This window comes from Arthrobacter sp. RCC_34, from assembly GCF_041360795.1.
Lineage (GTDB): Bacteria > Actinomycetota > Actinomycetes > Actinomycetales > Micrococcaceae > Arthrobacter_E.
On sequence record NZ_JBFUPW010000003.1, the window covers coordinates 1 to 25,511 of the forward strand.

21 protein-coding genes and 1 pseudogene are annotated in these 25,511 nt (G+C 66.7%); 14 read left to right on the top strand and 8 right to left on the bottom strand.

Annotated features, from left to right (window positions below; genetic code table 11):
- Together AB6732_RS11660 and AB6732_RS11665 are read left to right on the top strand one after the other, a co-directional pair.
- Positions 1–693 (top strand): annotated as a pseudogene (locus AB6732_RS11660) (hypothetical protein); the annotation flags it as partial.
- Positions 694–995: 302 nt separating this feature from the next.
- Positions 996–1,715, top strand: coding sequence for an AAA family ATPase (locus AB6732_RS11665; RefSeq protein ID WP_370960128.1), 720 nt, complete (start codon positions 996–998; stop codon positions 1,713–1,715).
- Positions 1,716–1,822: 107 nt separating this feature from the next.
- Here AB6732_RS11665 and AB6732_RS11670 read toward each other — a convergent pair whose 3' ends face one another.
- Together AB6732_RS11670 and AB6732_RS11675 are read right to left on the bottom strand one after the other, a co-directional pair.
- The gene (locus AB6732_RS11670; RefSeq protein ID WP_370960129.1) at positions 1,823–2,308 is read right to left on the bottom strand and encodes an SRPBCC domain-containing protein; all 486 of its coding nucleotides are present in this window, start codon (positions 2,306–2,308) and stop codon (positions 1,823–1,825) included.
- Between the two features lie 18 nt (positions 2,309–2,326).
- Positions 2,327–2,698 carry an ArsR/SmtB family transcription factor gene (locus AB6732_RS11675; RefSeq protein WP_370960130.1) on the bottom strand — a complete coding sequence of 124 codons (372 nt, stop codon included), beginning with the start codon at positions 2,696–2,698 and terminating at the stop codon, positions 2,327–2,329.
- 1,174 nt (positions 2,699–3,872) lie between these two features.
- Between AB6732_RS11675 and AB6732_RS11680 the strand changes: the two genes are divergently transcribed.
- From AB6732_RS11680 to ggt, 3 genes are all read left to right on the top strand, one after another.
- Positions 3,873–5,069 (top strand): hypothetical protein, encoded by a 1,197-nt coding sequence (locus AB6732_RS11680; protein ID WP_370960131.1) that lies wholly within the window; start codon positions 3,873–3,875, stop codon positions 5,067–5,069.
- Positions 5,070–5,462: 393 nt separating this feature from the next.
- Positions 5,463–7,160 (top strand): hypothetical protein, encoded by a 1,698-nt coding sequence (locus AB6732_RS11685; protein WP_370960132.1) that lies wholly within the window; start codon positions 5,463–5,465, stop codon positions 7,158–7,160.
- Positions 7,161–8,087: 927 nt separating this feature from the next.
- Positions 8,088–9,917 (top strand): gamma-glutamyltransferase, encoded by a 1,830-nt coding sequence (gene ggt / locus AB6732_RS11690; protein WP_370960133.1) that lies wholly within the window; start codon positions 8,088–8,090, stop codon positions 9,915–9,917.
- 119 nt (positions 9,918–10,036) lie between these two features.
- Here ggt and AB6732_RS11695 read toward each other — a convergent pair whose 3' ends face one another.
- Positions 10,037–10,954: a hypothetical protein gene (locus AB6732_RS11695; protein WP_370960134.1), complete on the bottom strand. Its 918-nt coding sequence runs from the start codon at positions 10,952–10,954 to the stop codon at positions 10,037–10,039.
- Positions 10,955–11,107: 153 nt separating this feature from the next.
- Here AB6732_RS11695 and AB6732_RS11700 point away from each other — a divergent pair, with 153 nt between their 5' ends.
- The 9 genes from AB6732_RS11700 (at position 11,108) to bcp (ending at position 20,047) form a co-directional block, all read left to right on the top strand.
- Positions 11,108–11,503, top strand: a complete 396-nt coding sequence (locus tag AB6732_RS11700) for a VOC family protein (RefSeq protein WP_370960135.1) — start codon at positions 11,108–11,110, stop codon at positions 11,501–11,503.
- A 10-nt stretch (positions 11,504–11,513) separates the two neighbouring features.
- Positions 11,514–11,951 carry a GNAT family N-acetyltransferase gene (locus AB6732_RS11705; RefSeq protein WP_370960136.1) on the top strand — a complete coding sequence of 146 codons (438 nt, stop codon included), beginning with the start codon at positions 11,514–11,516 and terminating at the stop codon, positions 11,949–11,951.
- A gap of 321 nt (positions 11,952–12,272) precedes the next feature.
- Positions 12,273–13,055 carry a hydroxypyruvate isomerase family protein gene (locus AB6732_RS11710; protein ID WP_370960137.1) on the top strand — a complete coding sequence of 261 codons (783 nt, stop codon included), beginning with the start codon at positions 12,273–12,275 and terminating at the stop codon, positions 13,053–13,055.
- A gap of 71 nt (positions 13,056–13,126) precedes the next feature.
- The gene (locus AB6732_RS11715; protein WP_370960138.1) at positions 13,127–14,005 is read left to right on the top strand and encodes a 2-hydroxy-3-oxopropionate reductase; all 879 of its coding nucleotides are present in this window, start codon (positions 13,127–13,129) and stop codon (positions 14,003–14,005) included.
- A 197-nt stretch (positions 14,006–14,202) separates the two neighbouring features.
- On the top strand, positions 14,203–15,981 hold the full coding sequence (gene gcl, locus AB6732_RS11720; protein WP_370960139.1) for a glyoxylate carboligase: 1,779 nt from the start codon (positions 14,203–14,205) through the stop codon (positions 15,979–15,981).
- A gap of 142 nt (positions 15,982–16,123) precedes the next feature.
- Entirely contained in the window at positions 16,124–17,260 is a 1,137-nt protein-coding gene (locus AB6732_RS11725; RefSeq protein ID WP_370960140.1) for a glycerate kinase, read from the top strand.
- A 12-nt stretch (positions 17,261–17,272) separates the two neighbouring features.
- Entirely contained in the window at positions 17,273–18,631 is a 1,359-nt protein-coding gene (allB, locus tag AB6732_RS11730) for an allantoinase AllB (protein WP_370960141.1), read from the top strand.
- 9 nt (positions 18,632–18,640) lie between these two features.
- Positions 18,641–19,321: a winged helix-turn-helix domain-containing protein gene (locus AB6732_RS11735; RefSeq protein WP_370960142.1), complete on the top strand. Its 681-nt coding sequence runs from the start codon at positions 18,641–18,643 to the stop codon at positions 19,319–19,321.
- A gap of 246 nt (positions 19,322–19,567) precedes the next feature.
- On the top strand, positions 19,568–20,047 hold the full coding sequence (bcp, locus tag AB6732_RS11740) for a thioredoxin-dependent thiol peroxidase (RefSeq protein WP_370960143.1): 480 nt from the start codon (positions 19,568–19,570) through the stop codon (positions 20,045–20,047).
- Positions 20,048–20,112: 65 nt separating this feature from the next.
- Here bcp and AB6732_RS11745 read toward each other — a convergent pair whose 3' ends face one another.
- The 5 genes from AB6732_RS11745 to AB6732_RS11765 all read right to left on the bottom strand — a co-directional run bounded on the left by AB6732_RS11745 (position 20,113) and on the right by AB6732_RS11765 (position 25,361).
- Positions 20,113–21,060, bottom strand: a complete 948-nt coding sequence (locus AB6732_RS11745; RefSeq protein ID WP_370960144.1) for an endonuclease domain-containing protein — start codon at positions 21,058–21,060, stop codon at positions 20,113–20,115.
- A gap of 146 nt (positions 21,061–21,206) precedes the next feature.
- Positions 21,207–22,007, bottom strand: coding sequence for an ABC transporter permease (locus tag AB6732_RS11750; protein WP_278267423.1), 801 nt, complete (start codon positions 22,005–22,007; stop codon positions 21,207–21,209).
- An 11-nt stretch (positions 22,008–22,018) separates the two neighbouring features.
- Positions 22,019–22,954 carry an ABC transporter permease gene (locus AB6732_RS11755; RefSeq protein WP_370960145.1) on the bottom strand — a complete coding sequence of 312 codons (936 nt, stop codon included), beginning with the start codon at positions 22,952–22,954 and terminating at the stop codon, positions 22,019–22,021.
- Positions 22,955–22,956: 2 nt separating this feature from the next.
- Positions 22,957–24,144 (bottom strand): ABC transporter substrate-binding protein, encoded by a 1,188-nt coding sequence (locus tag AB6732_RS11760; protein ID WP_307498121.1) that lies wholly within the window; start codon positions 24,142–24,144, stop codon positions 22,957–22,959.
- A 128-nt stretch (positions 24,145–24,272) separates the two neighbouring features.
- Positions 24,273–25,361: an ABC transporter ATP-binding protein gene (locus tag AB6732_RS11765; protein ID WP_370960146.1), complete on the bottom strand. Its 1,089-nt coding sequence runs from the start codon at positions 25,359–25,361 to the stop codon at positions 24,273–24,275.
- Between the last annotated feature and the right edge of the window lie 150 nt (positions 25,362–25,511).

Consider the following 25,511-nt stretch of genomic DNA (forward strand, 5'->3'; position numbering starts at 1 on the left):
GGCCTGCCCACCATCCCGGGCCTGCCGGGCGGCAACGGCGGAACCGGCACCATCCCCGGCCTGCCCACCATCCCGGGCCTGCCGGGCGGCAACGGCGGAACCGGCACCATCCCCGGCCTGCCCACCATCCCGGGTCTCCCGGGTGGTAACGGCGGAACCGGCACCATCCCCGGCCTGCCCACCATCCCGGGCCTGCCCGGTGGTAACGGCGGGACCGGCACCATCCCGGGTCTGCCGAGCATCCCCGGCCTGCCCACCATCCCGGGCCTGCCCGGCGGTAACGGCGGGACCGGCACCACGCCCGGTGGGTCGAACCCTGGCACTCCCGGCACCCCCGGAACGGGAACCGGCACCCCCGGCACCGCCACCGGTTCGGGCTCGGGGAGCGGAAACGGCACCGGTTCGGGCAACGGCAACGACAACGGGTCTAACTCCGGTGTCGGAACCGTTCCGGTCTCCGTTCCTGGTGTGATCGTCCCTGACGCCACACCGGGCACGGTGGCAGGATCCTGGGTCGACCCGGCATCAGCCGGCTTCGATCGCTACTCCCTGGCGGGAGCGCCGGCCAACGTGACCGGTGACTCCTCCAAGGAACTGGCCCGCACGGGCGCCATCCCGGCAGAGGCCACCCTGGTGGTGGGCCTGCTGATGATGGTCGGAGGATTCCTCCTCATGCCGAGGCGTCGCGGCTGACCTCGGAGCATCCGGTTCCTGAACCGGACCGGCCTGGCGGGCGGTGAGCACCGTCCACCAGGCCGGGCTCCCCCGGTCCTCCCGGACCGGACGACGCACGGAAAACACCCTCATCCCCTCACACTCCCCAACTCCGCACCCCTGAAGCACCCGCAACCGTCCGGGAACGGCCCCCACCGCTCCCGGACGGTTGCCCCATGTCCCGAAGGCGGCCCTCCGCCGTCGTCGCGCATCGAAGAATGGTGCACGTGAGCTAAATAAGCTCGCCGCATCCTGTCAGACCCCTCGGCTAGCCTGCTGTCATGCAATGGGCCGAGTATCCGATCCGGCGCGTGGAACCGGACGATCGCAGGCCGGCTCCGCGCGACGAATGGCCTGCCACCTTGCCGCCGGTCGCGCAGCTGCTCGAGGAAGGGCTGGATCTCGGCCCGGCCACGGTGTTCGTCGGGGACAACGGCACCGGAAAGTCCACCTTGGTGGAGGCCATCGCCCTCGCCTTCGGATTCTCTCCGGAAGGCGGCTCGACCGGCGCGATGCACTCGACGCGCGTGTCCGAGTCACCCCTTCACGAACATCTCCGGCTGATCCGCAATGCCGGCGCCTCCCGGCGCGGATACTTCCTGCGAGCGGAAGCGATGCACGGCTTCTTCACGTACCTCGAACGGAATCCCGGGACAAGGCCGGAGGCCGTCTTCCACGAGCTGTCCCACGGCGAGTCCTTCCTGGAACTGGCGGTGGAACGCTTCCGCGGCGCCGGCCTCTGGATCCTCGACGAACCCGAATCCGCCCTCTCCCTCTCAGGCTGCCTGGCGCTCATGGGCATCCTCAAAGACCTGATCGACCGCGGCGATTCCCAGGTCATCCTCTCGACCCACTCACCGCTCCTCGCCGCCCTCCCAGGAGCCACCATCTACGAGGTCGGCGCGTGGGGCCTCCGCGCCGAACCCTGGGAGGACCTCGACCTCGTCAAGAACTGGCGCAACTTCCTGAACGAACCCGAGCGCTATCTCCGCCACCTCTGATCGCCCACCGTCCCACAGATCAGAAGAACGACGACGGCGCGCGGCCGCCGCCCTGCCCGGGCACCTGGCCGCACACCGCCGTCGTCGTGCGTGCGTCTGCGGGAGCTTTACTCCGCGAGGATTGCGTCAATCTGTCCCAGGGCCTCCTTCATGCCTTCCTCCATGCCCATCTCCACGAGCTCCTGGAGCTGTTCGACGGTGTCGTTGTGGGATTCGATGGTCATCCGGGTGCGCCCGCCGAGGTCCTCGAGCGTGATCCGCATGGTGCCGGAGGGCGTGTTCGGGTCCGGATCGCCGTTCGTGTCGGCGAAGCCGTCCTCGATCTCCAGACCCGTGGGACGGGAGATCGAGAGGAACTTCCACCAGCCGTGGGCCTTCTCCCCCTCCGGGCCGGTCATGTGATACCTGGCCTGGCCGCCGGGAGCGAACTCGAAAGATGTGAACGTGGCGGGCCAGGTCGGCGGGCCCCACCAGCGCTCGAGCTGACGCGGGTCCTCCCAGAGCTGCCAGACGCGGTCCACGCCGGCGTCGAACTCATTGACGATGGTGAGGGTCAGGGCCTCGTAATCCTTGACCGAGCTGATGACTGTCATGTCGTTGCCTTCCTGTGCCTACCGAGTGTCCTGCGAGGTGGAGTCGTGCGGTGTTTCGGCGAGGATCCGGTCCATCCGGAGGGAGCGATCGCGCCAGATCTCCTCGTAGCGGTCCAGCACCCTGCGGGCCAGGGCCAGTCGTTCGTGATCGGCGCTCACCATCTGCTCCCTCCCCCGCTTGTCCTTGCGGACCAGGCCTGCACGTTCCAGGACGGCGACGTGCTTCTGAACCGCGGCGAAACTCATGGCGTAGAGGGCGGCGAGGCCGGACACGGAGCGTTCCGCCAGGGACACCTGCGTGAGAATGTCGCGTCGGGTGGCGTCGGCGAGTGCCTGGAAGAGTCGATCGAGCTCTTCCGGCTCGGGGGTTCGGAGCTGTTCTACAACCATTTGGTTGTACGTTATCGCTCGGGGAGGGTTGCGTCAAGGGTTCTGCTGTCGCGATGTGATTTGGATGACACAAATCCGCATCAGCGATGATGGCCCGATTTTGGGTCACACCGGGTGTCATTCAAGACAGCGTGTCGAGCTCCGGATGTGCTTCGTTGGGAGTGCACCTGCGCTAGAAGCTCTCGTTAGCTAGGAGGCGCAGTGCGACCAGTCGATATTGCGAAGCAGATCACTGCTCGCCGCCATTCGTCTTCTTCCGAGGTTCACTGGGTGCCTCGCGGGGAGAACCAATCCGGTGCCACATCCGGCAGCATCCAGGAGTGGGCTCCCGTGACGTGTCAGACACCACTTCACCGGCGCCTTGTACCTCTGGCAGCGAACTCACAACCACGTATGGTTCGAGTCCCAATAGGAGAGCTGGGAAGTCCCGGGGCTGGACTACACCGGTCAGGCAGACCGGATATGGTCGCAGCCCATGGCGGTCGCCTTCGGGCTGGGGTCACAGCTGACAGGCCATGGGCATATTCTCGATCTGCTGGCACAGTTCACTGACGGCAGCAATGGCCACCTGCGTCATCCAGCCGCGAGAGCGTCCATTTTGATTTCCTTGGCATCCAGCCTCTCGCCGGAGTTGGCACGCTTTATGGTAGTTGACCAGGAGTTCCAGCCGCCGCCACAGGCACTTCTTGCCAGGTCTCTTCGTAGAGCCCCCCATGGAAGCACCCATCTGGTCGCCGTGTCGTGGAGGGATCAGCTCGGCTTCCGATTACGGTCGACACCTTCGCGACCTGCTGCTTTGATGGCTGGGGCGGCAGCAATAGTGGATTAGATGCGACCGCTGTGCAAGGTGATAGTTCGGATGGAGCCTACCCAAGAGCAGCTCATCGGCTTCAGGAGCGAGCAGAGTGCAAGGGACCCGGAATGTAAGGCGTGCATGCCACGAGCCCGCCATTCAGTCAGCTCCGCGCGTGCATACTACAGAACAACGCGCCGCCCCCAGAGAAGTCGGGCGGAGGTTGCCTGGCGCGGACCACATCCACGGGCATGATTCGCCTCTTCGTCCATTTTGACTGGAAAAGCTCCTCCGGGCCGCGTACCGTCCGGGACTGTTCGAACAGATGTCGGTCGCCTCATAGAGGCGATTGCGTGAGAAGGTGACGTCGGAGGAGAGCCTTTGAGAAGCACACGGGAAAAACAGTCGCCGCGTGATCCTGCGTCGCCGAGCCTGTCAATGGCCGCGAAGCAGATCGCTCGTTACCCCCATCCAAGTTACTGGTTCGCGTCAGATTCGCAACGCCGGAACCGGATCTCCTTTGGATTCGGCTTGATTGCTATCTTCGTCCTTGGCGCCTTACTCCTGACGTGGTTCGGCGACCACAGCCTCAGAAACAGCCTGTTGCCCGCGTTCGTAGTGCCTACCTTCACCGCTGGCCTCATCCTCATCCTCCCCGCCTGGAACTTCTCAGTGTTCATCTGGATTGACAGGTGCGCTTCCTACGTCACATACCACCTCGGGCGCCTGATGACTGCGCTAGCCGTGGGAGTGATGACGGTGGAGGCGCTGGCGGCTATTGCATGGGCTCAGTTATCCCAGGCTGGTCAGCTCCAATGGGATGCGGAGGGCGTATCGATTCTTCAGGCCGCTGTCGCTGCCGTAGGGCTTCTTACCGTAGTGATGGCCTTTGCAGGGTCAGTCGTTACAGGGTCCTTCATTGATGCGCGCTGGGATCAGACCAGCTACCTGCGACGAAGGTACGCCGGCCGGGTCTTGCTGTGTTCAATCGCCGTGGCCGGGATCCATGCAGCAGCACTGACCGTTACGGTGTTGCCGCCCCAGGACCGCGCTATCCCGATGTCTCTGATCCTGGCCGTGTTCCTTCCTCTGCTGCGATGGCAGTCGCAGCGCATCGCCCAGAACGATTCGACCAAGGATCACCTTCGCACCTGTGCACGCAATGCCTGCGAAACGATGCAAACCTGGGCGAGTGAATCCGCGAAGCGTTCGGAACGAATCAGGCCGGCCAAGGAGTCCGCTCTGAGCGCCTTGGGAGTCTTCGCAGACGCTTTGAAGGCTGGAAACATTGCACCGGCTGGCACCCGGCAAGCGGACAGCGGCACTCTCATCGTCATCGACTACCTCCGCGAAGCACTCCCGGAAATCACCCAAATGCGAGCAAAGCTCGTCAAGAGCCAAGGGGCACGCTACCCCGAACCACTGGAGCCTTTCCACGACATGAGGCCGAGTGAGTTGCGCACTGCTGCCCTGCAGTACCTAAGGGAGCTCTACGAGCGGCTCGAGGACGCCCGTCATATTCAATACAGGCAGACCCCGGCCAAGACGCAACGGCGATGGCTGCTTCGCCGTGGCTGAAAACCGTCAACACGGTTTGGACGGCACCGACGCAGATCCGAGCTACAGTAGCGGGCCTCGCAGGGGGAACGAAGACTCTTCAGACCGCAGCCTTCCCTTCGAATTTGGGTCAAGTGTGCATCACTTCCCATGTGGCCGCTGCTTCATCATGTGTGAGGAGGCAACGGCCTTGCGTCGCTGTCAAAGCAAAGATGCTTGAGTTCAACCCCTCTGGCTGAGGTCCCTCCGAGTGTCCGCTCCGTATCGCGGGCATCACGACGTGCGAATCTACGAGGACGTTCGCGGCCCTCACTTCCGACACGTGCAGGATCCGGTCAGGGCACTTGCGCGCTTCGGCGTGCGATCTCGCTTTGTGAGTCACCTCGACAATCAGGAAGGGTAGCAATGGGCTGGATGGAGAAGATCGTCACCGCTGCAGGACACGTCTCGTTCTCGGCAATGCACGGTAGCTTGAACGGCTATGGCACTGCCATCGTGCGGATTCAGTTCCTGGCCCGTAGATATCTGCCGCAGATTACGGATGCGGTTCAGGCGCTCGGTTGGGAAGTCGAGGACGCCAATTGGGGTGCCTCCGGCGAAATCACGCTTATCCGCACAGGAGCAGGCTTAGCGGGTAAGCAGGCCGAGCTCGCCAGGGAGCTCTCAGTGGCGTTGGCTCCGATTCCTAACGAGATTCTCTTTCTGGAGCCGAAGGTCTCCCGGGTCGACTACTCCAGGCTGCCGAAATGGACCGTCCAGCAATCCTCTGGCGCTCCAGCGACATCACGCCACGTGGTGTTTGGCAGCAACCCAGGTAAGGCATTGCCTCGTCATTACGCCGTAGCACCGGCCAACGGCGCAGCGCGGATCCTCGACGGAAAGCCGCTCTGGAATTGGCCACCAAAATGGCGCGTCATAGGCCGGACACTCGCCTACCTCGCCGGCTCCTTTGCCACTCTCGCCGTTGGCGCCGGCCTCGAGCTGTTGGTTCAGAGTCAAAACCTCACCAGCGTTGCACGAGACATTCCCGGGGTAGCAATGCTCTACTGGCCAAGGAACCTCTTCCAGCTGGGTTTCACACTATGGCTCAGCGTATTGGGGGTCGGGCTTGCTATCGCCAGTGCGATCGCAATCGGACTTGTTCATCTAGTCCGATTGGTCGCTTCAAGGACGCGACCCGCTCCCGCGGGCAGCCACCCGGACAGACGGCCCGAACCGTCAACTACCGATACCCCAACCAGGACGCCGAAAATCGACGCTCCCAAGGAGTCGAGCAAATCAAGACACGCAGTTGGCTACCAGGTCATTAAGGTCGCGTTGTGCCTCTATACAGTTGGCGCGGGGTATGCGATTCCACCGGTTTGCGCGTATACCTCCGACCTTTGGGAGAGCACCGGCCCCGATAGCCTTGGCTATTTCGCACTAACCTTGGGTATCTTCGGTGCGCTCGGAGTCGGCGTCGGACTCTGGGCAGCCGCCCGGAAGATGACGCTCAGGCGCTACCCGCGGCTCGCCATAAATGTGGGCGCGATCGTTGCAGTCTGCGCTTTGTTGCTAAGAGCCCCGGCGTGGGCCTACTTAGATGGACTGGGAGCAGCTTGGCTGTGGGATAGCCTCGACTCGACCTCCCTACTGTCCCTGAGCACACAGTTCATCTTGTACCTTCTCGTTGCTGGGGCCTACGGCGCCATACTTCTGTGGTTTTTCCGTGTCGCCCCGTCGACGTTGAAGCATCTCATGCAGGTGCCCATACTGCTCATCCTCCTGCTCCAGGGATTCATCGTTCTGGGTCCGGCATGGCAAGCTGGCCGTTCACTGGGTGAGACCGGCACTGCTGCCAACGCTCGCGGCAACTACCCTATTGCCGCCTGCCTTGCACAGGCGCACACCATGTCAGAGTCCAAACCGGGCGCGTATGGAAGCTCTCAGGTGGCCGTGTGGATCCTTGCAGCCAAGGACGGGCGATTGATCGTCACCGACCGCGCGGAAGACGATCACCCGCTAGATCACCCCGGACGCATCCGGTCGCTCCCCGCCGCGGACTACGTCGTTCAGATGGTGAGGTATTCATCAGGCAACGCTTCAGCCGAGAATAAGTGCATCCAGAACTGACCATCGGCAGCCCCGACCAGTGCTATTTTGGCCGGGTCGCTCAGCTCGGTTGGGCACTTCCGCGCTGGGCAAATTGCCGATTAACCCGCTGAAAATCTCAGACCACTCCATGACAAGTGAGCCGCCCCGGCCCGGTCATCGATCTCCGACAACGGCAGCCACCCAAGCGACACACGCAGGTACAGCAAACGACATCTACGCCACTGAGCAATTGCTTTAAAGCCATCGATGCTGAATTCCTTCGCCGAGCGCCAAACTCACAGTCCACCGCACTCATCCGATCTACACGAGATCGTTGAACACAACCTCTGTTTAATCCGGACAACACGCAACGCCTTCAAGACGGTCCCGCGGAAAGGCGAAGCGCCCCCCGGCACGCACACACCATCTGAGCGGGCGACTTCGCGACTGGAAGTTCCCCAGCACCCCGAATCACTGGCTGCACCACCCATAACACCCAGCCGGGACTCAACTCAGCGGGCAGTCGACACCCGCCCACAAGGACGCGGCTCGAATCGGTCAACGATGCCGCCCATGCCACCCGTGTCCGAATGCAGATTCCGAGTGCACCATGCCAACTCCCGCCGCAGACGGCCTTCTCCGACTTGCCCCACGTCTGAGCTCTCGGCCAGGGGCTAAGACGGATGCTCCAGAAAAGTGTCCCGACAAGGTCTCCACTAATCACCCGCTTCAACCCCAAATACGCGACACTTAGTGTCATTCCGCGCGGTTCCCGACATCTGCGCCCTTCTTCGCGTCCTGCGCCTCAATGGGGGCGCAGAAATCGATTCCGGGCGCGGAACGGCCACGCGGAACCGACCCACCCCCACCGCTCGCGTCACGAAAACCCAACCCATTGCCCCGCCCCCACCCCGGCAGTAGCGTGACAGAACCGTCAAGTTGCATGACTCGATCAGGAGGATTCACGTGAACCGGTTACCCAGAAAAGCTGCGGCAGGCCTCTCCGCCCTGGCCCTGGCCCTCACGGCGGGGGCCGTCTCGCTGCCCGCCGCGCATGCCGACCCCCGGCACACCGAGAAGACCCCGACGGCGTCGGGTTACGGCGGCGCCGTCAGCACCGTCGACCCGGAGGCCTCCGCCGCCGCCATCGAGGTGCTCCGCAAGGGCGGCACCGCGGCGGACGCCGCCGTCGCGGCCGCCGCGACGCTCGGCGTGACCGAGCCCTACAGCGCGGGAATCGGAGGCGGCGGCTACTTCGTCTACTACGACGCGAAGTCCCGCACCGTCAGCTCCATCGACGGTCGCGAGACCGCGCCGGCCGGCATCACGCACGACGCGTTCATCAACCCGGCCACGGGCCAGCCGTACCCCTTCACTCCGGAACTCGTCACGAGCGGCGTCGCTGTCGGCGTGCCCGGAACGCCGGCCACCTGGGCCCGGGCACTCCAGCGCTGGGGCAAGCTCAGCCTGGGCGAGGCCCTGAAGCCCGCCATCCGGGTGGCCGACCGCGGTTTCGTCGTCGACGACACGTTCCGCCAGCAGACCCTCGACAACAAGGCCCGCTTCGCCGCCTTCACCTCCACCAGCAAGCTGTACCTGCCGGGCGGGGACGCTCCGGCGGTGGGCACGGTGTTCCGCAACCACGATCTCGCCGCCACGTACCGGCTGCTCGCGAAGCAAGGCACCAAAGCCTTCTACCGGGGCCCGCTGGCCCGCGAGATCGCGCAGACCGTGCAGGCTCCCCCGAAGACGCCGGACACCACGCTGCCGGTGCCGGTCGGGTCCATGACCGCGGCCGATCTGGCGAAGTACACGGTCACGGATCAGGGCAGCACCCACGTCACCTACCGAGGCCTGGACGTCTACGGCATGGCGCCGTCCAGCAGTGGCGGCACCACCGTGGGCGAGGCGCTGAACATCCTGAAGGCCTCCGAACTGTCCGGGATGAGCCCCACCCAGGCTCTCCACCACTACATCGAGGCAAGCTCCCTGGCCTTCGCGGACCGCGGGAAGTACGTGGGCGATCCGGCCTTCGTGAACGTCCCGACGGCGGCCCTGACCGATCCGCTGTTCGGCAAGGAGCGCGCCTGCCTGATCGATCCCGCGAAGGCGCTGCCGAAGCCGCTTGCACCGGGGGATGTCACGAACTACGACGGCGTCTGCCCGTCCTCCACGGCGAAGCCGGCCGAGGAGCGCGACACGGAGAACATCTCGACCACGAACCTGACGGTGTCGGACCGCTGGGGCAACGTCGCGGAGTACACCCTGACGATCGAGCAGACCGGCGGGTCGGGCATGGTCGTGCCGGGCCGCGGCTTCCTCCTGAACAACGAACTCACCGACTTCTCGACCGTCTGGAGCGCCGCCGACCCCAACCGGATCGAGCCCGGCAAGCGCCCGCGGTCCTCGATGTCCCCGACCATCATCCTGCGCGACGGCAAGCCCTTCCTGGCCCTGGGGTCACCCGGCGGCTCGACCATCATCACCACCGTGCTGCAGACCATCCTGAACCGGGTGGATCTGGGGATGAACGTCTCGGACGCGATCGCGGCCCCGCGAGTGTCCCCGCGGAACGGGGCGACGGTGGTGGCGGAACCGGCGTTCATCGAGAAGTACGGCGCCGGGCTGAGCGCGCTCGGCCACCAGCTGGTCGCCTCCGGAGACTCCTTCACCTCGGCCTCGGAGATCGGGGCGGCCACGGCGATCGAGTTCCGGCCGGACGGCAGCACGGTCGCGGCGGCCGAGCCGGTCCGGCGCGGCGGGGGTTCGGCGATGGTCGTGTCCGGCAGACGCTGAGCCGGCCACACGCGAAAAGACCGACGACGGCGGAACGGGGGGTTCCGCCGTCGTCGGCCTTCTCTGTCGGCTCAGGCTCTGTGTCGGCTCAGGCTCTCTGTCGACTCAGCGCGCCGCGCTCACCAGGCAAAGACACGCGTGGTGGACGGGAGGACCGGCATGGAGCTGGCACGGCCGCTGATGTCGGTGTCATTCGCCCTCAGGCCGGTGGGGTCGTAGTAGGAGGCGACGTGGCCGCCGGTCACACCGATCATCACCTGACCCACGTCGCAGCTGCGCGCGGAGATCGTGGTGAAACCTTGCCAGCCCGACCCCGCGGGGCGGATCGTGCGCGAGCTCCACTGGGTGGGCGTGGCGCCCGGGATGAGGTACTGGCGCAGCTCCCCGGTGGAGAGGGTCGCCATCAGGACGGCGGTCGGCTTGCCGTTGACCGTGATGGACGGTGCGGCGCCGATCGCGTTGATCGCCCCGCCCCCGCTGAAGACCTTGACGGCCCCTCCGATGGTCTTGCCATAGAAGTCGACCGGGTAGCGGTAGAGGTCGCCCGCCGCGGTGAGGCGGTAGAGGTAGTCCTGACCGGGGGAGTTCGCGACGGCGGACGGGAGATAGGCGGTCGTCAGGGACTTCTGGAACCAGCCGTTGCCCAGGGTGGTCACCGCGCCGTCGACGAACCGCTTCCAGGTGCCGTCCGCCTGCTTCTCGGAGCGGGAGCGGTAGAACTTGGTGGTGCCATCCGCAGCCGTGCCGAAGTAACTCTCCTGGAACGTCGACGCGTCCCCGGACGCCCCGGTCTGACGGAGGTAGGTCGCGTCGAAGGGCACCGCCGCGGAGGCATTCTGCTCCCAGCTCAGCTTCGAATTACTGAGACTGACGACGCCGACGCTCCGGTCCGCGTTCACGGTCTGCATGCCGGTATAGCAGTCAGCCGGAGTCGGCGTGGGCGTGGGGTACTGCGTGGCCGCCTGGGCCGGGGTTGCGGTGGCCAGGGCCAGCGCCGCGACGGCCAGGCCACCCAGGAGTTTGCCGGTGAGTTTCATGAGGAATCCTTCAGGAGATCAGGCGAGGACGCCGGTTATTCCAAGCGATGTATAAACACTCGAAGTGTAACCCTCGCGGGCCCTAGGGCGGGAGGGTTACGGCCCCAAGAGAAAAGGCTGGGCAAGCGCGCGGAACCCTGCTTGACTGAGCCTATGGCGCATCCACTGGTGTACATCCATTTCCCCGGCACGGCGCGGCAGGCGCTCGAGTTCTACCAGGGCATCTTCGGCGGCGAGCTAAGTCTGAACACGTTCGCCCAGTTCGGGCGCGACGACGGCCCCGCCGACGCCGTCGCCCACGGCATGCTGACGGGCACCGTGGAGCTGGCCGGGGCGGATGCCGCGGGCGAGGACCGGCCGTTCCAGGCCGAAGGGCTGATGCTGTCGCTGCTGGGCACGGCGCCCGGCGAGACTCTGCGTACCTGGTTCGACCAGCTCGCCGACGGTGGCGACGTCGTGGATCCGCTGCAGGTAAGGCCCTGGGGCGCGACCGACGGGCAGGTCGTGGACCGGTTCGGGGTGCGGTGGCTGGTGGGGTTTGAGGACTGAGGCGACGCGGGTGACCGCCGTGGACCCGCAGCCGATCCGCATCGAGTGCGACGCCGAGCCCTCCCTGGTCGACGTGCTCGCACTGTATGAGGCCGTCGGCTGGACGGCCTACACGGATGATCCCGAAACACTGTCAGCCGCGATCCGCGGCTCGTCATTCGTCGTGGCCGCCTGGGCCGACGACCGCCTCGTCGGACTGATCCGCGCGCTCTCCGACGACGCCACGATCATGTATCTCCAGGACATCCTGGTCGACCCATCCCATCACCGGAGAGGCGTCGGCCGCGCCCTGGCCGAGACCGTGCTCAACCGGTTCCAGCATGTCCGCCAGAAGATGCTGCTCACCGACGACGACCCGGCCCAGAAGGGTTTCTACGAGTCGCTCGGATTCACGCAGGTCGGAACGGACGGCGCCGAACGGCTCCGGAGTTTCGTCATCTTGGGCTAGCCGCCCACCGCACCCCTCCCTTTTTCGGTGCCCGGATTTCGTTCGGGTGCGGTAATTGCCGCACCCGGACGAAATTCGGGCACCGGAACCGCCGCCGCACCCCCGCACGCCCTCACCCACACCCAACACGTCAGATTTTTGTATCCCATCCACTCCGACGTGACCCACCCCACTTGACGCCCACCCTCGGCCCTCCGTAAACTTTCACTAAGCAAAACTTTCCTTCCACAATGTGGAATCTAGCCGTAAACGGCGAGAGGACACAGACGGAAGGACTCCGAAGACCACCAGCAGGGCAAAGACGCCCGGGAAGGACACGACATGACCTACTCCGTGAACTGCTCAATCCTCTTGACCGAGCTCCCCCTCCTCGAGCGCCCGGCCGCCGCCAAGGCCGCCGGCTTCGACGCCGTCGAGTTCTGGTGGCCCTTCGCCGAGGCTGTCCCGGGCGATACGGACGTGGACCAGTTCGTCAACGCGATCAACGACGCCGGCGTTCAGCTGGCCGGCCTCAACTTCTTCGCGGGCGACATGCCCGGCGGCGACCGCGGCCTGGTCTCCTGGAAGGGCCGGTGCGGCGAGTTCAAGGACAACATCGACGTCGTCGTCGGCATCGGTGAGCGCCTCGGCACCAAGGCCTTCAACGCCCTCTACGGAAACCGCCTCGACGGCTTCACCCCGGAGGAGCAGGACGAGCTCGGCCTGAAGAACCTGGTCGCGGCGGCCGAGGGCGTCGCGAAGATCGGCGGCACCGTGCTTCTGGAGCCCGTCTCCGGCACCCCCGCCTACCCGCTCAAGACGGCCGCCGACACCTTCGCGGTCATCGCCAAGACCCAGGAAGCCGGCGTGGACAACGTCAAGTTCCTGGCGGACTTCTACCACCTGTCCGTCAACGGCGACGACGTGGCCGCCGTGATCGAGAACCACACCAAGGACTTCGGCCACATCCAGATCGCCGACAACCCCGGCCGCGGCGCCCCCGGCACCGGCGACCTCCCGCTCGGCGAGTGGGTCAGCCGCAGCCGCGAACTCGGCTACACCGGCTACATCGCCCTGGAGTACAAGCAGCCCCAGGAATCGGCCTTCTCCTGGCTGGTCCGCTGAGCGGCTGCCGCCCCGGCCGCCCCAGCAACACCACAGATTTTTAGCTCACCTCAGCTAGCAAAGGATTTCCAATGACCAACGTCACTGTGATCGGCCTCGGCATCATGGGCCTGCCCATGGCCAAGAACCTCGTCAAGGCCGGCTTCACCGTCACCGGCTTCAACCGCTCCCAGGACAAGATCGACGCGCTCGTCGAGGCGGGCGGCAACGGCGCCGGCAGCATCGCCGAGGCCGTCAAGGACGCCGACGTCATCATCACGATGGTCCCGGACTCCCCGGACGTCGAAGGCGTCGTCTCCGGCCCCGAAGGCGTCTTCGCCAACGCGAAGTCCGGCACCCTCTGGATCGATGCCTCCTCCATCCGCCCGGACGTGGCCGCACGCCTCTCCGCCGACGCCCGTGAAGCCGGTCTCCGCCCGCTGGACGGCCCCGTCTCCGGTGGCGAGCAGGGCGCCATCGACGGCGTGCTGTCCATCATGGTCGGTGGCGAGGCCGCCGACTTCGAGGACGCACAGCCGGTCCTCAATGCCGTCGGCAAGACGATCGTCCACGTCGGCCCCTCCGGCTCCGGCCAGACCGTCAAGGCCGCCAACCAGCTGATCGTGGCCGTCAACATCCAGGCCCTGGCCGAGGCGGTCACCTTCCTCGAAGCGTACGGCGTGGACACCGACGCCGCCCTCAAGGTCCTCGGCGGCGGCCTCGCCGGCTCCAAGGTCCTCGACCAGAAGGGTCAGAAGATGCTCGACCGCAACTTCGACCCCGGCTTCCGCCTGGCCCTCCACAACAAGGACCTCGGCATCGTCACCTCGGCAGCCCGCGAAGCAGGAGTGGTGGTCCCGCTCGGCTCCGCCGTCGCTCAGCTGGTCTCCGCCCTCGTCGCCCGCGGCGACGGCGGCCTGGACCACTCCGGCCTCTTCAAGCTCACCACCGAGCTGTCCGGCAAGAACTGACCACTCGACTGACGTTGCGTGCTCAGCAGATGCGGCTTCCGGCCCGGAACACCCGCGACAACTGAGCACACAACACCCCAAGACCGTACGACGGCGCGTGCGCACCACCCGCTCACGCATCACCTCCCGCAACAAGGCCGCGAGAGCAGCCCACGCGCCGTCGTCGCACCCCTTTCAGACTTTTCAAGGAGCAAACCATGGCAAAGATGCGCACCGTTGACGCTGCCGTAGCCATCCTGGTGAAGGAAGGCGCCATTGAGGCGTTCGGCCTGCCTGGCGCGGCGATCAACCCCTTCTATTCCGCGATGCGCGCCAACGGCGGCATCCGCCACACGCTGGCCCGCCACGTGGAAGGCGCCAGCCACATGGCTGACGGCTACTCCCGTGCCGCCGACGGCAACATCGGCATCTGCATCGGCACGTCCGGCCCCGCCGGCACCGACATGATCACCGGCCTCTACGCCTCCTGGGCGGACTCCATCCCCATGCTCTGCATCACCGGCCAGGCGCCCGTGGCGAAGCTGCACAAGGAGGACTTCCAGGCCGTGGACATCGAGTCCATCGCCAAGCCCGTCACCAAGATGGCCATGACCATCCTGGAGCCCGGCCAGGTCCCCGGCGCCTTCCAGAAGGCGTTCCAGCTCATGCGCTCGGGCCGTCCGGGCCCGGTCCTCCTGGACCTGCCGTTCGACGTGCAGATGGCCGAGATCGAGTTCGACATCGACGCCTACGAGCCGCTCCCCGTGGAGAAGCCCCGCGCCAACGCCGTGCAGCTGGGCAAGGCCCTGGACATGCTGCTCGCCTCCGAGCGTCCGCTGATCGTGGCCGGCGGCGGCATCATCAACGCCGGCGCCTCGGAGAAGCTCGTGGAGCTGGCCGAGATCCTGAACGTCCCCGTGATCCCGACCCTCATGGGCTGGGGTGTCATCCCGGACGACCACCAGCTGATGGCCGGCATGGTGGGTCTGCAGACCTCGCACCGCTACGGCAACGCGACCTTCCTGGAGTCCGATTTCGTGATCGGCATCGGCAACCGCTGGGCCAACCGCCACACGGGCGGCCTGGACCTCTACACCCAGGGCCGCAAGTTCGTGCACATCGACATCGAGCCCACCCAGATCGGCCGCGTGTTCGCGCCGGACCTGGGCATCGCCTCCGATGCAGGCGCCGCGCTGGAAGGCCTCGTGGAACTCGCCAAGGAGCGCCAGGCCGCCGGACAGCTGCCCGACTACACCGCCTGGGTGGACGCCGCGCAGGAGAAGAAGGGCAAGCTGCAGCGCAAGACCCACTTCGACAACGTGCCGATCAAGCCGCAGCGCGTGTACGAGGAGATGAACCGCGCCTTCGGCAAGGACACCACCTACGTCACCACCATCGGCCTCTCGCAGATCGCCGGCGCGCAGATGCTGCACGTCTTCGGCGCACGCCGCTGGATCAACGCCGGCCAGGCGGGCCCTCTCGGCTGGACCGCTCCCGCAGCCCTCGGCGTGGTGCGCGGCAAGCCCGGCGAGACCGTGGTGGCCCTCTCGGGCGACTACGACTTCCAGTTCATGATCGAGGAACTGGCCGTGGGCGCGCAGTTCAACCTCCCGTACATCCACGTGGTGGTGAACAACTCCTACCTCGGCCTGATCCGCCAGTCCCAGCGCGGCTTCAAGATGGAGCAGAACGTCTCCCTTGCGTTCGAGAACATCAACTCCCCGGAGACCGCCGGCTACGGCGTGGACCACGTCAAGGTGGCCGAGGGCCTGGGCTGCAAGGCCATGCGCGTCCAGAACCCGGACGACCTGGGGGCCGCTTTCGAGAAGGCCCGCGCCCTGACCGAAGAGTTCCAGGTCCCGGTGGTGGTGGAAGTGATCCTCGAGAAGATCACCAACATCTCCATGGGCACCGAGCTGGATAATGTGACCGAGTTCGAAGAGCTCGCGGAAAAGGGCGAGGACGCCCCCACCGCGGTGGTCTCCCTGCTCGACTGACACCTCCACGTCCGGCCGGGCGCACCCGGCCGGACGAGGGCCCCAGGCTTCATGCCGCACCCCGGGTGGCCCGCCGTCGCTGTCATCAGCACGGCAGGCCGCCCGGACCTGAAACACCCACCGCACTGACGAAGGAGTCCACATGCGGATCGTGATCGCACCGGATAAGTTCAAAGGCTCGCTCTCGGCCCCCGAGGTCGTGGCGCACCTGGAAACCGGTCTGCGCGCCGTGGACGGCTCCCTCGACATCGTGGGCGTCCCCGTGGCCGACGGCGGCGAGGGCACCCTTGACGCGGCGATCGGCTCCGGCTTCTCCCGCCGGACGGTCCGCGTCGCCGGGCCCACCGGACGGCCCCTCGACGCAGACTTCGCTCTCCGCGGAGACGAAGCCGTCATCGAGATGGCCCTCGCCTCGGGCCTCGCCGTCCTCCCGGACGGTGTGAAGGACGGCCGCGGCGCCACCAGCCTCGGCACCGGCCAGCTCATCCGCGCCGCACTCGACGCCGGCGCCCGGACGATCGTGCTCGGCGTGGGCGGCAGCGCCAACACCGACGGCGGCGCGGGCGTCATCAAGGGCCTGGGCGGCCGTTTCCTGGACGCCTCAGGAGCCGAACTGCCCGACGGCGGCGCCGCGCTGGCCGCGCTGGACCGCATCGACCTCTCCGGGCTGGACGTCCGCCTGGAACAGACCCGTTTCGTCCTCGCCAGCGATGTGGACAACCCCCTCCTCGGAGCTCAGGGAGCACCTGCGGTGTTCGGCCCGCAGAAGGGCCTGAGCCCGGAGGACGTCACCGAGCTCGACGGCACCCTGGCGCACTTCGTGGAGGTTCTGGGCCGCGAGATCGGCCTCCAGGCGTCCACCGCCGCGGCGGCACCCGGCGCCGGGGCCGCGGGCGGTGTGGGCTACGCCGCCCTCGCCGTGCTGAACGCCGAGCGGCGGCGGGGGGTCGACGTCGTCCTCGACTTCACCGGCCTTGCCGAGAAGCTCGACGGCGCCACCCTCGTCATCACGGGCGAAGGCAGCCTGGATGAGCAGAGCCTGGGCGGCAAGACCCCGATGGGCGTCGCCGACGCGGCACGCGCCGCGGGGGTCCCTATCGTGGCCGTCTGCGGACGCACCACCCTCACCGACGCACAGATTTCCACATCCGGAATCCAGACCGTGTACTCGCTGACCAGCATCGAGGAAGATGTTGAGAAGTGCATCACTCAGGCCGGACCGCTGGTGGAGAAGCTTGGCGGCATCATCGCCAACAGCCTGATCAAGCAGAGCAACTAGAACAGGATCAGCATGTCTGAAGAACAGAACACCCCCGCAGAGTTCGACCTCGTCATCCGCGGCCAGCGCGTCCTCACCAGCGCCGGCATCGCGCCGCGCGAGGTCGGCGTCAAGGACGGCCGCGTCGTGGCCATGGAGCCCCTCGGCAACAACCTGGTGGGCGCGGAGACCGTCGAGCTGGCCGATGACGAGACCCTCATCCCCGGCCTGGTGGACACGCACGTGCACGTCAACGAGCCCGGCCGCACCGAGTGGGAGGGCTTCGCGTCCGCCACCCGCGCCGCTGCCGCGGGCGGCGTCACCACCATCATCGACATGCCGCTGAACTCCGTTCCGCCCACCACCAGCGTGGAGAACCTCGAGCTCAAGCGGTCCGTGGCCCGTGACCAGGCGTTCGTGGACGTCGGGTTCTGGGGCGGGGCCATCCCGGGCAACACCGGGAACCTCCGCCCGCTGCACGACGCCGGCGTCTTCGGTTTCAAGTGCTTCCTCCTGCACTCCGGCGTGGACGAGTTCCCGCATCTGGAAGCGGACGAGATGGAGACGGACCTCGCCGAGCTCCGCAAGTTCGACTCCCTCATGCTGGTCCACGCCGAGGACTCCCACGCGATCGACCGCGCCCCGCACGCCGAGGGTGACGTCTACGCGAAGTTCCTGGCCTCCCGCCCCCGCGGCGCGGAGAACAAGGCCATCGCGGAGGTCATCGAGCGCACCCGCTGGACCGGCGCCCGCTCGCACATCCTGCACCTCTCCTCCTCGGACGCGCTGCCCATGATCGCCACGGCCAAGCGGGACGGCGTGAACGTCACCGTGGAGACCTGTCCGCACTACCTGACCCTGAACGCCGAGGAGATCCCCAACGGCGCCACGGCGTACAAATGCTGCCCGCCGATCCGCGAGGCGTCCAACCGCGAACTGCTGTGGAAGGGCCTCGAAGAGGGCACCATCGACTGCATCGTCTCGGACCACTCCCCCAGCACCCTGGACCTCAAGGACCTGGAGAACGGCGACTTCGCCGTCGCGTGGGGCGGCGTCTCCTCGCTGCAGCTGGGCCTCTCGCTCATCTGGACCGAGGCGCGTCACCGCGGCATCCCGCTCGAGAAGGTCATCTCCTGGATGTCCACCCGTCCGGCCGAGATCGCCCGGGTCCCCAATAAGGGCCTCATCGCGGTCGGTTATGACGCGGACTTCTCCATCTTCGCCGCGGACGACGCCTTCGTGGTGGACGTCCAGCGTCTGAAGCACAAGAACCCGATCACCCCTTACGACGGCCGGGCCCTGTCCGGCGTCGTGCGCAAGACCTTCCTCCGCGGCCAGGTGGCCGACGGCACCCAGCCGATCGGCAAGCTGATCCGCCGCGGGGGCATCTAGGCGGCAGGCATGAGCGCCCAGCCAGTACACCACCGCTCCGACGCCGGACATCCCGTTCCGGCGGGCGGTCCCCGCACGGGGGCCGTCCGCCGGGCGGCGGCGCCGGACACCGCGCAGGGTGCGCGTCCCCGCATGGCCGCACACGGGGCCGCACTCTTCTTCCAGACTCCGGAGGAGCTCACCGACGAACAGTTCGCGCGTCTCGAAGAGCTCATCCTGACCCGTTTGCACCACCTGAATGCGGACGCCGAGGCGATGCTCTGGAACGTCCCGGACGCCGAGCTCGAAGATGCCCGGGAGACCGCCCTGGCCGAGGACGCGGCGGCTCTTGAGGCCGCCGACGCGGGGGCTTCGGCGGACGACGGGCTCGTCCACGAGGTCGACGTCGACCTCGCCGCCGATCAGGTGCGCGTGGACGGGGTGCCGGTCTCCTTCAGCGGGGTCGAGTACCGTCTGCTCCGCTATCTGGTGCAGCACTGCTCCCGCTCCGTGCCCCGGCAGGAACTCGCTGATTTCCTGATCTCCCTGGATGCGACGGCAGCGCCCCGGTCGATCGATGTCTATGTGAGCCGGATCCGCCGCAAGCTCGGTCCCGTGCGTCACGTAGTGGAAACCGTGCGCGGAGGCGGATACCGTTTCCAGGCAGGCAGGCACTCCCGGGTGCGCGGCCCCGCCGAGTACAGCATCTGAACGACAGCGCCTGATCCCGCCCATCGCATCGGACCGGAATAGGTGTGCCCCCGGAAGCGCTGTAGTCCTCAGAGACGAGGAGGGGTGGGTCGTCCCGGCCGTCTCGGACCGAAAATCCGCGGCGCCGCGGCCGGGCGGCCCTGCCCCTGACCATTGCGATTGACCATTGCGACCGACCACCTCCGCCAGGCCCCTGTGCGGCAGAGACCACTGACCAGAGACCACTGACGAGAACGAGGATCCACCATGACTGCACCGAGCACCGTCAAGCTTCTTCCGGGCGCCGAAGCCCCTGATTTCGCCTTGACCGACGCCCGTGGCGAGACCCACAGCCTCTCGGACTACCGCGGCAAGAACGTGGTGGTGTACTTCTACCCGAAGGCCGCGACCCCCGGCTGCACCACCGAGGCCTGCGACTTCCGTGACTCCCTGGCCAGCTTCAAGGGCCACGGCTACGAGGTCCTGGGCGTCTCCCCCGACAGCCAGGACGCCATCTCCACCTTCGCCGACGACTTCAGCCTGACCTTCCCGCTCCTCGCGGACGAGGACCACAAGGTCGCGCTGGCCTACGGCGCGTGGGGCGAGAAGCTGCTCGACGGCGAGGTCGTCGAGGGCATCGTCCGCTCCACCGTCGTGGTGGACCCCGAGGGCAAGGTCAAGCTGGCCAAGTACCAGGTGGCCGCCGAGGGCCACGTCTCCGAGCTGAAGACCGAACTGGGTCTCTGAGCCCTCTCGCACCAGCTCGGCCGCGAGAAGCCAGTTGAGCACAGTCTCCCCTCCCGGGATTGTGCTCAACTGGCTTCTCGCGCACCGTCAGACCAACCGGCCTGCACCAGCGCTCGACGGATCTTCTGCAGAACACGTGGGAAGAACCCGTCAAGGTCCTCCTTGCCGACCCTGACCTCCCGCCAGCCGAGTTCCTCGGTGAGAGCCTGCCGTCGAATGTCCCTCGTGTACTGGCCGGGCGAGCCGTGATGACCGCCGTCGTACTGTATTGACACCCGGAAATCCGGGTACGCAAGGTCCGGCCACACCACCGCTTTCCCATCCCGCCTCCGGAGGACGTGGTTGAGATGGGGCTCCGGGAATCCATGGTCCACGAGCAGCAGCCGCAGCGTCGTCTCCTGGGGTGAATCAGCTCCGACCCTGATGCGGTCGAGTGCCGCGCGGGCCTTCTTCACGCCACGCATTCCGGCATGCGCGACGACCGTTCGTTCCAGGTCGGCCACCGTGCAGATCGCTCGGCGCGGAACCGGCGCCTCCGGTCCGTGTTCACACACCAGATGGTCCCCTACGACCACGAGCTCATCCACGCTCAGACGAAGCGCCAGGTCCAACCAGGTCCTCCACGGGCTGGTGATCCGCAGCCCGTCGAGCATCACCACTTCGCCCACACGGAACGTCATCATCCGGCCCACCACATTGAGGCGCCGGGCACGGTTCCGGCCGCGGGGCCTGCCCAGGTGAACGCGCCAATCGCCTTGATGACGTCGCGGCAGCGGAAGCCCTGTCAATTGAGCCGCCGTGAGGTCCATGACGACGGCGCCGGGATCGTCCGCCGTATAGGCCAGAAGCGCCGCGGGACCCCTCAGTCCGGCCTCGAGAGGCACCCTGATGCCTCTCGACACGACCGCCACATCCCGTGCGCGGCTCCTGCTGCGGCTCAATCCGGCGTCGCGGGCTTGGAGCGCAGTGAAGGATCCACCCGCCAGTTCCGGCGGCAGAGGTTTACGCTGCATGGTCCATGCTTGCGCGGATCGGACCGACGTGGGCCGTTATCCACAGGCTATGTACCCTCCGCCAACGCGAGAAGCCAGTTGGGCACGGTCCCGAGGCGGAATACCGTGCCCAACTGGCTTCTCGCGAGCAAGAGGGGAAGGGGAGACTACTTCCCCGCCACCGTGTCCGAGGACAGCTTCTGCGCCAGCCAGATCGGGACGATCGACACCACGATCAGGACCACGGCCACCACATTGACCACGGGCGCCTGATTCGGGCGGAACAGGTTCTGCAGGATCCAGATGGGGAGCGTGGTCTCGCCCGCACCGATCGTGAACGTGGTCACGATGATCTCGTCGAAGCTGAGCGCGAAGGCCAGCAGACCACCGGCCAGGAGAGCCGAGCGGAGCTGCGGGAACGTCACCTGCCAGAAGGTGGTGAACACCCCGGCGCCCAGATCCGCGGACGCCTCCTCGAGCCCGGGGTTGACCCGCCGCAGCCGGGCGATGACGTTGTTGAACACGGTCACGATGCAGAAGGTCGCATGGGCCACCACCACGGTGAACATGCTCAGCGGCACGCCCAGGATGGTGGTGAACATGTTGTTCAGCGCGATGCCCGTGACGATACCGGGCAGTGCGATCGGCAGGATGACCAGCAGGTTCACCACGTCACGCCCGAAGAAGCGGTACCGCTGCAGCGCCAGGGCGAGCAGCGTTCCCAGGACGAGCGCGATCAGCGTCGCCACGGCGCCCACCCAGAGGGAGGAGACCAGAGCCGAGCGCACGCCGTCGTTCTCAAAGGCCCGCGTCCACCACTCCAGCGTGAAGCCCTTGGGCGGCCAGCCGAAGGTGCGGTCGGCGTTGAACGAGTTGACCACCACCAGGAGCAGCGGCGCGTAGATGAACAGCAGGACCAGCCCCGTGATCAGGCCGAGGATCCCTTTGGCACTCCGTGAAAGTCTCATGGGACGCCTCCTTACAGCTCGTCCAGGGCGCCGGTCCGGCGCACCACCAGCAGGTAGATCATGATGATCGCGATCGGGATCAGGGAGACCGCCGACGCGAAGGGGAGATTGTTCGCCGCGCCCACATTGCTGTAGACCACGGTGCCGAGCATCTGGGTCTTGCCGCCCACGATCTGCGCCGTGATGTAGTCGCCCAGGGTCAGGGAGAACGTGAAGATGGTCCCCGCGATGATCGACGGCACCAGCAGCGGCATGACCACCAGGCGCACCGTCGTCCAGGGCTTGGCGCCCAGGTCACCGGAGGCCTCGAGCAGATTGCCGGGCACCTTCTCGAAGCCGGCGTGGATCGGCAGGATCATGTACGGCAGCCAGATGTAGGAGAGCGTGAGGATCACGGCCGTCTCCGAATACCCGGGAGAGCTCACCCCGAGCGGGGCGCCCAGCCATTCGAGCAGCCCGCCTTCGGCGAGCACATTGCGCCAGGCGTACGCCTTGACCAGGTAGCTCGCCCAGAGCGGCATGAGGACCGCGGCCAGCAGGAGTTTCTGCCAGCGGGCGGAGGCCACCTTCGCGATGAAGAACGCCAGCGGGATGGCGACGACGGCGTCGATCACCGTCACGAGCACGGCGATCCACAGCGTGCGCAGGGCGATGCCCTGGTACACCGGGTCGAAGAGAGCCTGCTTGATGTTGTCCAGGGTCCAGACCTGGGACACCTTGCCGGTGAACGTGTCCACGCTCCACAGCGCGGTAATGAGCAGGGTCGCGAGGGCCGCGATGTAGACGAGGACCAGCCAGCCGGCCGGCGCCGTGAGCAGACCCGCCAGGCGGGCACGGGGTGAGCGGTACAGGAACCCGGAGAGCGGGCTCACTTTGGCCCGGGGGACGCCGCCGGAGGCGCTTCCCCGTCCCGGATCGACGCCGGGCCGGCTGAGCTGGAGTGACATGATCAGCCCTTGATTTCCGTCCAGGCCTTGGTCCAGGCCGAGTAATCCGTGCACTTGGCATCGGTGCGGCCGTCCAGGCACTTCTCCACGGGCGTGGTCCAGTACCAGATCTTGGACGCGTAGTCGGCGTCCTTCACGTGGTAGCTGTCGCAGAACTTCTTGTCCGTGGTGAGCTCACAGGCCTTCGGGTTCGCCGGAGCCTCGCCGAAGTACTCGGCCACGGCGGCCTGGGCCTTGGGGCTCGCGATGTAGTCGAGCCACTTGTAGGAGCAGTTCGGGTTCTTGGTCTTTGACCCGATCATCCAGGTGTCGGACCAGCCGGTGGCCCCTTCCTCGGGCAGCACGGTGGCGACCTTGGTGCCGTTGCCGGTGGCGATGTTCGCGCCCACCTGCCAGGTGGTGCCGATGACGGTCGAGCCGGAGGCGAAGGACTGGACCTCCTTGGTGACGTCGTTCCAGTACTCGCCGACGTTCTTCTTCTGGTCCTTGAGCAGGTTCTTCGCGGCGTCCAGCTGCTTCTCATCCAGCGCGTAGGGGTTCTTGATGCCCAGATCCGGCTGGTGCTTCATGAGGTACATGGCGGCGTCCGCGATGTAGATGGGTGAGTCGTAGGCGGTGACCTTGCCCGCATGCTGCGAGCCGTCCTCGAACACCGATTTCCAGGAGGTGGGCGCGGGGCTCACCTTGTCCGTGCGGTACATCAGGACGTTGGCGCCCCAGCCGTGCGGCACGCCGTAGTTCTTGCCGTCCACGGTGTTCCAGGCCTTGTCCTTGAGGAACGGCGAGATGTCGCCGTAGTTCTTCAGCAGTCCGGTGTTGACCTGCTGGACGTCGCCGCCGGCCACCAGGCGCAGCGAGGCGTCACCGGAGGCGGAGATGACGTCGTACTGGCCGGTCCGCATGAGGGTGACGGCCTCGTCCGAGGTGCCGAACGGCTTGAAGCTGACCTTGCAGCCGGTCTCCTTCTCGAACGGCGTCACCCAGTCGACCTTGGGATCGTTGGAGCCGTCTTCGACGTAGCCGGGCCAGCCGAGGATGGACACCTGCCCTTCGCCCTGTCCGATCTCCTTCATGGCCGGGGTCTGGGCGGCGTTCCCGCCGCCTCCGCTGGAGGTGCCACAGGCGGTGAGGGCGAGCGCGGCGACGGCTGCGATGCCCGCCACCTTGAGGCGCATGCTGTTCTGAGCCACTGTTCTGTCCTTTCGGTGCTTACTGCTGAGTGAATCGTGAGGTCTTGATGAACGACGACCGCGCACGGCCGGCCGGGTGCCGGCGTTCGCGCCGCGCCGGGTGCCGGAAGCCCGGGCCAGGCCGGGCGTCAGGCCGCCTCGGGCAGCCAGACGGCGTCCCGCTCGGCCCAGGAGACGGTGACCCGCCGGCCTTCGAGGGCGTCCGTGTCCGGCACGTCCTCATGGATCAGCGCGACGACCGTCGGACCCGCGTCCAGGGCGATGTGGACCTGGGTGGCGTGGCCGATGTAGACGGCCGAGGTGACCTGGCCGCTCAGGGCGCGGGGGCCGGCGTCGTGCGCCGTGGCCTCCCAGTCGAGGCGCAGGCGTTCGGGGCGGAGCACGAAACTGGCGCCGGGGCGGGCTTCGGTGCCGCCGATCCCGGACGGGAGGATGTTCGAGGTGCCGACGAAGTTGGCCACGAAGCCGCTGAGCGGACGCTGGTAAATCTCGTGGGCGGAGCCGATCTGGGCGATCCTGCCGTTGCTGAACACCCCGATCCGGTCGCTCATGGTCAGGGCCTCCTCCTGGTCGTGGGTGACGAAGATGAAGGTGATGCCGAGCGACCGCTGGAGTTCCTTGAGTTCGATCTGCATCTGCTGGCGCAGCTTGAGGTCCAGGGCGCCGAGCGGTTCGTCGAGGAGGAGGACCTTGGGCTCCACCACGAGGGCCCGGGCGAGGGCGACGCGCTGCCGCTGGCCGCCCGAGAGCTGCGCGGGGCGCCGGTCCAGGAATTTGCCGAGCTGGACCCGGTCCAGGGCTTCCGCGGCGCGTTCCCGTCGCTCGGCCTTCGCCATCCCCCGGACCCGGAGCCCGTAGGCGACGTTGTCGATGAGGGACATGTGGGGGAAGAGCGCGTAGTCCTGGAAGACGGTGCTGACGTCCCGTTCGAAGGGCGCCTTGGTGCTGACGTCCACTCCGTCGAGCTCGATGGTCCCTGAGGTGGGGAGTTCGAAGCCCGCGATCATGCGCAGCACGGTGGTCTTGCCGGAACCGGAGGGTCCCAGCATGGAGAAGAACTCGCCCTGGCGGATGTCGAGATCCACCCCGTCCACGGCGTTCACCTCGCCGAAGGTCTTGACGAGGTCCTTCAGCCGGATGGCCGGGACCGCGTCCCGGGCCTCGGGGGCGTCCACCGCTGTGGAGGACGCCGGGTGGCGCATCGCCTGTTCGCTCATCGCAGTGCCTTTTCTGTGGTCAGGGGCCCTTTCACGGCCCGGAATCCGGAGTGCGCGGCCACCGTGATGTGGCTCACATGCAACTTCTGGGCTAAAGACTATTACTTAAGAGGATTTATGTATAGACCCTGATTCCGAGCCCGGCTAGCA